General features: G+C 73.0%; 5 protein-coding genes. 4 read left to right on the top strand and 1 reads right to left on the bottom strand.

Annotation, left to right across the window (positions count from 1 at the left end; all coding sequences use genetic code 11):
• A partial coding sequence (locus tag L2I40_RS18290; RefSeq protein ID WP_237216623.1) for a YjbF family lipoprotein occupies positions 1-394 on the top strand: 394 nt, incomplete at its 5' end.
• Between the two features lie 4 nt (positions 395-398).
• Here the strand turns inward: L2I40_RS18290 and L2I40_RS18285 are convergent.
• Positions 399-1,622, bottom strand: a complete 1,224-nt coding sequence (locus L2I40_RS18285; RefSeq protein WP_237216622.1) for an MFS transporter — start codon at positions 1,620-1,622, stop codon at positions 399-401.
• 111 nt (positions 1,623-1,733) lie between these two features.
• Between L2I40_RS18285 and L2I40_RS18280 the strand changes: the two genes are divergently transcribed.
• The 3 genes from L2I40_RS18280 to L2I40_RS18270 are packed head-to-tail and all read left to right on the top strand — an operon-like array spanning position 1,734 to position 5,448.
• Positions 1,734-2,987 carry a putative DNA modification/repair radical SAM protein gene (locus L2I40_RS18280; protein ID WP_237216621.1) on the top strand — a complete coding sequence of 418 codons (1,254 nt, stop codon included), beginning with the start codon at positions 1,734-1,736 and terminating at the stop codon, positions 2,985-2,987.
• Positions 2,984-4,444: a UdgX family uracil-DNA binding protein gene (locus tag L2I40_RS18275; RefSeq protein ID WP_237216620.1), complete on the top strand. Its 1,461-nt coding sequence runs from the start codon at positions 2,984-2,986 to the stop codon at positions 4,442-4,444. The genes L2I40_RS18280 and L2I40_RS18275 overlap by 4 nt, the downstream gene beginning before the upstream one ends.
• 44 nt (positions 4,445-4,488) lie before the next feature.
• Positions 4,489-5,448 (top strand): hydroxymethylglutaryl-CoA lyase, encoded by a 960-nt coding sequence (locus L2I40_RS18270; RefSeq protein WP_237216619.1) that lies wholly within the window; start codon positions 4,489-4,491, stop codon positions 5,446-5,448.
• Positions 5,449-5,506 lie beyond the last annotated feature (58 nt).

The raw sequence follows: 5,506 nt of genomic DNA, 5'->3' as shown, positions 1-5,506 counted from the left end.
GGGGGGCGACGGCGGCGTGGCCGTCGCCACCGACGGCCCGCGCGTGGTGGGCACGGCGGGCCTTGGCCCGGTGCTGATGGCGACGCGGCTCGACGGGCCTGATCCGCTCGCCGATCCGCGCGCGCTTCTGGGGCGGGAGGCGTCGGCGCGCCGCACCGTGGATCTCGGCGCCGCGGGCGGCGACCCCAATGCGATGCGCTTCGGGCTGGTGCTGGACTGCCGGCTGGCCGGCCGCATGGACGGTGCCTGGCTGCTGGTGGAGGAGCGCTGCGCGGTGGATGGCCGCAGCGTGACGAACCGCTTCTGGGCCGATCCCGCGACGGGCGCCGTGCGCCGCAGCGAGCAATGGGCGGGCGACGCCGCGCCGCTCGTGATCGAAGCCGTCGGGACCTGATCGACTACTCCGCCGGCGCCGGCGCGGCCTTGGTCCAGAGCTCGGGCTTCAGCTCCTCCTCCCGGTTCGGGAAGAACAGCGCGCAGATCAGCGTGATGGCGGAGAAGGCGGCGAGCACCACCAGCACCGCGGTGACCGCGCCCGTCGCCTCGTGCAGCAGCCCGACCACGGGCGAGGCGAGCGCCGCGCCGAGGAAGCCGACCGAGAAGCGGATCGAGTAGAGCTTGGCGCGCAGCGCGGGCGCGACGTAGCGCGCCGTCATCGTCTCGTTCACCGTGACCACGCCGAAGACCGAGGCACAGACGAGCCCCGCCACCACCAGCACCGGCCAGCCAGCGAGCTGAGTCAGCACCAGCAACGCCGGCATCTGCACCAGCGCGAGCGGCATGAAGACGCGTTTCAGCGTGTGCCGGTCGATCAGCCGTCCCACCGTGAACTGCGTCAGCCCGCCGCAGATCGTCACCAGGAAGGCCAGCGCGCCGACCACCGGCAGCAGATCCGGCGAATTCGCCAGCCGCTCCTCCATCAGCTTCGGGATCAGCAGGGTGAAGCCGTTGAAGACGAAGCCGCTCGCCGTCGCGATCGCCAGCAGCGAGATCACCGCGCGGCGCACGATGGCGGGCGGGATGGCGGGAAAGGGCTTCGACGCGGCCTTGGCGCGCGCCACGTCCGTCAGCCCGTTGCGCCAATAGGCGATGCCGGCGGCGATGCAGAGCACGCCCGGGACGATGAAGGCGAAGCGCCATCCCATCCCCGCGGCGATCGCCGCCGTGACGACCGGCGCGAGCGCCACGCCAAGATTGCCGAAGACGCCGTTCACGCCGACCGCCGCGCCGACGCGCTCGCCCGCCGCGTCCACCAGCATCGCCGTACCGATCGGATGGTAGATCGCGCTGAAGGCGCCATAGACGAACATCCCGGCCGCGAGCGTCCACGGCCCGGGCGCGAGACCTGCCGCGACCATTCCGGTGCCCGTGCCGAGGAAGAAGGCCAGCAGCAGAGCCGGCCGCCCGACGCGCTCCGCGATCCAGCCCTGCGGCAGTGAGCCGAGGCCGTAGATCACGAACATGCCCGTCCCCAGCGCCAGGATCGGGCCATAGACGGTGCCGAAGGTCGCGCCGTCCTGCACCACCATCGCCAGCACCGCGGTCGCCAGGATCAGCAGCCCGTAATGGGTGAACACATGGGCGATGTTGACGAAGGCGATCTGGCGTGCGGCGGCGTCCATCGGGGGAGCCTAGACCCGATCGCGGCCCCTTGCGACGCGGCCGGCGCGGCTGGCCCTTGCGCCACGCGCAACAGAACATATCATGAACTTGCACCCGAGGCTTGCCGCGCCATGGACCTCCGCCAAAAGCTCGAAATCCTCGCCGACGCCGCGAAATACGACGCCTCCTGCGCCTCCTCCGGCACGACGCGGCGCGACTCGACGCGCGGCGGGCTCGGCAGCACGGAGGGCTCGGGCATCTGCCACGCCTATGCGCCGGACGGGCGCTGCATCTCGCTGCTCAAGATCCTGCTGACCAACGCCTGCGCCTTCGACTGCGCCTACTGCATCAACCGCGCGAGCTCCAACGTCCGCCGCGCCCGCTTCACGGTGGAGGAGGTCGTGCAGCTCACCCTCGACTTCTACCGCCGCAACGCGATCGAGGGGCTGTTCCTGTCGTCCGGCATCACCCGCTCCCCCGACTGGACGATGGAGCAGCTGGTGCGCGTCGCGCGCACGCTGCGCGAGGACCACGGTTTCCAGGGCTACATCCACCTCAAGACCATCCCCGACGCGTCGCCGGAGCTGGTGGAGCAGGCGGGCCGCTACGCCGACCGCCTCTCCATCAACATCGAGCTGCCGCAGGCGCAGACGCTGAAGCAGCTCGCGCCCGAGAAGGACTTGCCCGCGATCTGCCGCGCCATGGGCGGGCTGCGCCTGCGTATCGAGGATGCGAAGGACGCCGCCCGCACCGCGCGCCGCGCGGCGGCGCCGCGCTTCGCGCCGGCGGGGCAGAGCACGCAGATGATCGTCGGCGCCGATGCCTCCGATGACGCGACGATCCTGACCACCGCGACCGATCTCTATGCCGGCTATCGCCTCAGGCGCGTCTACTACTCGGCCTATTCGCCGATCCCCGACGCGTCGCGCGTGCTGCCGCCGACCGCGCCGCCGCTCGTGCGCGAGCACCGGCTCTACCAGGCCGACTGGCTGCTGCGCTTCTACGGTTTTTCGCGCGAGGAGATCATGGCGGGCGGCGAGCGTGGCATGCTCGACCTCGCGCTCGATCCCAAGACCGCCTGGGCGCTGAAGCACCGCGCCGACTTCCCGGTGGATCTGAACCGCGCCCCGCGCGAGCGGCTGCTGCGCGTGCCGGGGCTGGGCGCGAAGACGGTGGACCGGCTGATCGCCGCGCGGCGCCACGCGCGCATCCGGCTCGAGGATCTGGCGCGGTTGCGCGTGAGCATCGCGAAGGTCGCGCCCTTCGTCGTCACCGACGACCACCGGCCGCGCCTGCTGGATGCCGGCGACCTGCGCGACCGGCTGATCCCTGCCACCGCTTTCGCGCACGCCGCGCGGCCGGTACAGATGAGCCTGTTCGGATGATCGCCACGGTGCTGCCCGGACCGGCCGATCTCGGCGCCTGGCGCAGCGCCGCGCGCGGCCTGCTCGGCGCCGGCGTGCCGCCCGAACAGGCGGAGTGGCGCGTCGCGGGCGATGCGCCCGGCCTCTTCGCCGGGGATGCGGCCCCGCCGGCGGCGACCTCGCCCTTCCACGTGCCGCGCGCCTTCGTGGCGCTCGCCGAGATCGCCATCCGCCATCGCGACCCGGAACGCTTCGCGCTGCTCTATCGCGTGCTCTGGCGCCTCACGCATGGCGAGCCCGCGCTGATGCAGGTCGCGACCGACGCCGACATCGTGCGGCTGGAGGCGATGGCCAAGGCGGTGCGGCGCGACGCGCACAAGATGCACGCCTTCCTCCGCTTTCGGCAGGTCGAGACCGAGGCCGGGGTGCGCCACGTCGCCTGGTTCGAACCCGAGCACCACATCGAGGAGGCCGAGGCCGGCTTCTTCGTCCGCCGCTTCGCCGGGCTGCGCTGGTCCATCGTCACGCCGCGCCGCACCGTGCACTGGGACGGGCAGGAGCTGCGCTTCGGCCCCGGCGGCCGCCGCCAGGACGTGCCGCCCGACGACGCGGTGGAGCCGCTCTGGCGCGCCTACTACGCCGCGATCTTCAACCCCGCGCGCCTCAAGCCCGGCGCGATGCGGGCCGAGATGCCGCGCAAGTACTGGCGGAACATGCCGGAGACGGCGGAGATCCCCCGCCTGATCGCGGACGCGCCGCGGCGCGCGGCGGAGATGGTCGCGCGCGGCGCCAGCCTGCCGAACCCGAACCCGCAGAAGCCGCGGCACCTGCCGCCGCCCTCGCACGTTGAGCCGGACATGGACCTGCTCGACACCGCCGCCGACCCGAAGGAGGCGCTCGCCGCCCTCGCGCGCGAGCTCGCCGGCCGCAACGACCTGCCCGATTTCGCGCGCCGCGCGACGCAACTCGTCTTCGGCGAGGGGCCGCCCGGCGCGCCGCTGATGTTCGTGGGCGAACAGCCGGGCGACGAGGAGGACATCCAGGGCCGCCCCTTCGTCGGCCCCGCCGGCCGGCTCCTCGACCGCGCGCTGGCCGAGGCGGAGGTGCCGCGCGGCGAGACCTACGTCACCAATGCGGTGAAGCACTTCAAGTTCGAGCCGCGCGGCAAACGCCGGCTCCACCAATCACCGGATGCCGGCGACATCGCGTATTACCGCCCCTTCCTGCTGCGGGAGATCGGCATCGTCGGTCCGCGGCTGCTGGTGGCGCTCGGCGCCACTGCGCTGCGCGCGCTGGCCGGCAAGGCGCTGCCGGTGATGAAGACCCGCGGCACGCTGGTGGAGGGGCCCGAGGGCCTGCCGGTCTTCACCACGGTCCATCCGAGCTTCCTGCTGCGCGTCCCGGACGAGGAGGCGCAGCGGCGCGAATACGCGCGCTTCGTGGACGACCTCCGCGCCGCGCACGCCCGCGTGGCCTGAGCCGAGCCTCGACCGTCGCGCCGTTCCGTGGCTCACTCCGCCGCATGTCCGACCTGCCCACGGCCGTCGAGATACGCGAGGAAGGCCCGCGCGAGGGCTTCCAGATCGAGCCCGGCCCGATCCCGGCCGCGCGCAAGGTCGCGTTGATCAACGCGCTCGCCGCGACGGGCCTCAGGCAGATCCAGGTCTGCTCCTTCGTCTCGCCGAAGCTGGTCCCCGGCTGGGCGGATGCGGAAGCAGTGCTGGCCGAGGTGACGCCGCCACCCGGCGTCGCCTTCACCGCGCTCTGGTTCAACGCCGCGGGGCTGAACCGCGCGCTGGCATTCAAGGACCGGCTGAAGCTCTACGGCTCGATCTCCTTCGCGGCGTCGGAGGCCTTCTCGAAGAAGAACCTGAACCGAGACCGCGCCGGCCAGGTCGAGGCGATGCGCACGCTGACGCGCACGCATCTCGACGCCGGCGTGCCGGTCACGCGCATCTCCGTCCAGGCCGCCTTCGGCTGCAACTACGCGGGCGACGTGGCGCCCGCGCTGATCGTGCAGGCCGTCGCCGACGGCCTCGCCATCGCCGCCGAGGTCGACGCGGCGATCACCGAGGTCACGCTCGCCGACACCATGGGCTGGGCGACGCCGCTCCGGATCGAGCGCGGCGTCGGCGCTGTGCGAGACCGCTGGCCCGACCTGCCGCTCGCGCTGCACCTGCACGACACGCGGGGCCTCGGCATCGCCAACGCCATGGCGGGGCTGCGCCTCGGCGTCGCACGCTACGACACCACGGTGGGCGGCCTCGGCGGCTGTCCCTTCGCCGGCCAGCCCGGCGCGCCGGGCAACATCTGCACCGAGGAACTTGCCCTGCTCTGCGCCGAGATGGGCATCGCGACCGGCCTCGACCTCGACGCGCTGATCGCGGCGGGACACCTGGCCGAGGAGATCGTCGGCCATCGCCTGCCGAGCGAATTGCTGCGATCCGGCCCGCTCGACGCCTTCCGCCGGCGGACCGCGTAGCGGACCGCGGCCGGCCGCGTCGCTCGCCCCCCAGCCGGCACCCGCCCGCGGGCCCACG

It is taken from the genome of Falsiroseomonas oryziterrae (assembly GCF_021864505.1).
GTDB lineage: Bacteria > Pseudomonadota > Alphaproteobacteria > Acetobacterales > Acetobacteraceae > Falsiroseomonas > Falsiroseomonas oryziterrae.
The sequence above is the reverse complement of the archived record's forward strand: the minus strand, read 5'-3'. Positions and strand labels throughout refer to the sequence as shown.

Coding starts and splice junctions, on each gene's coding strand:
- L2I40_RS18275 (WP_237216620.1), top strand. CDS start 2,984: ATGATCGCCACGGTGCTGCCCGGACCGGCCGATCTCGGCGCCTGGCGC.
- L2I40_RS18280 (WP_237216621.1), top strand. CDS start 1,734: ATGGACCTCCGCCAAAAGCTCGAAATCCTCGCCGACGCCGCGAAATAC.
- L2I40_RS18285 (WP_237216622.1), bottom strand. CDS start 1,622: ATGGACGCCGCCGCACGCCAGATCGCCTTCGTCAACATCGCCCATGTG.
- L2I40_RS18270 (WP_237216619.1), top strand. CDS start 4,489: ATGTCCGACCTGCCCACGGCCGTCGAGATACGCGAGGAAGGCCCGCGC.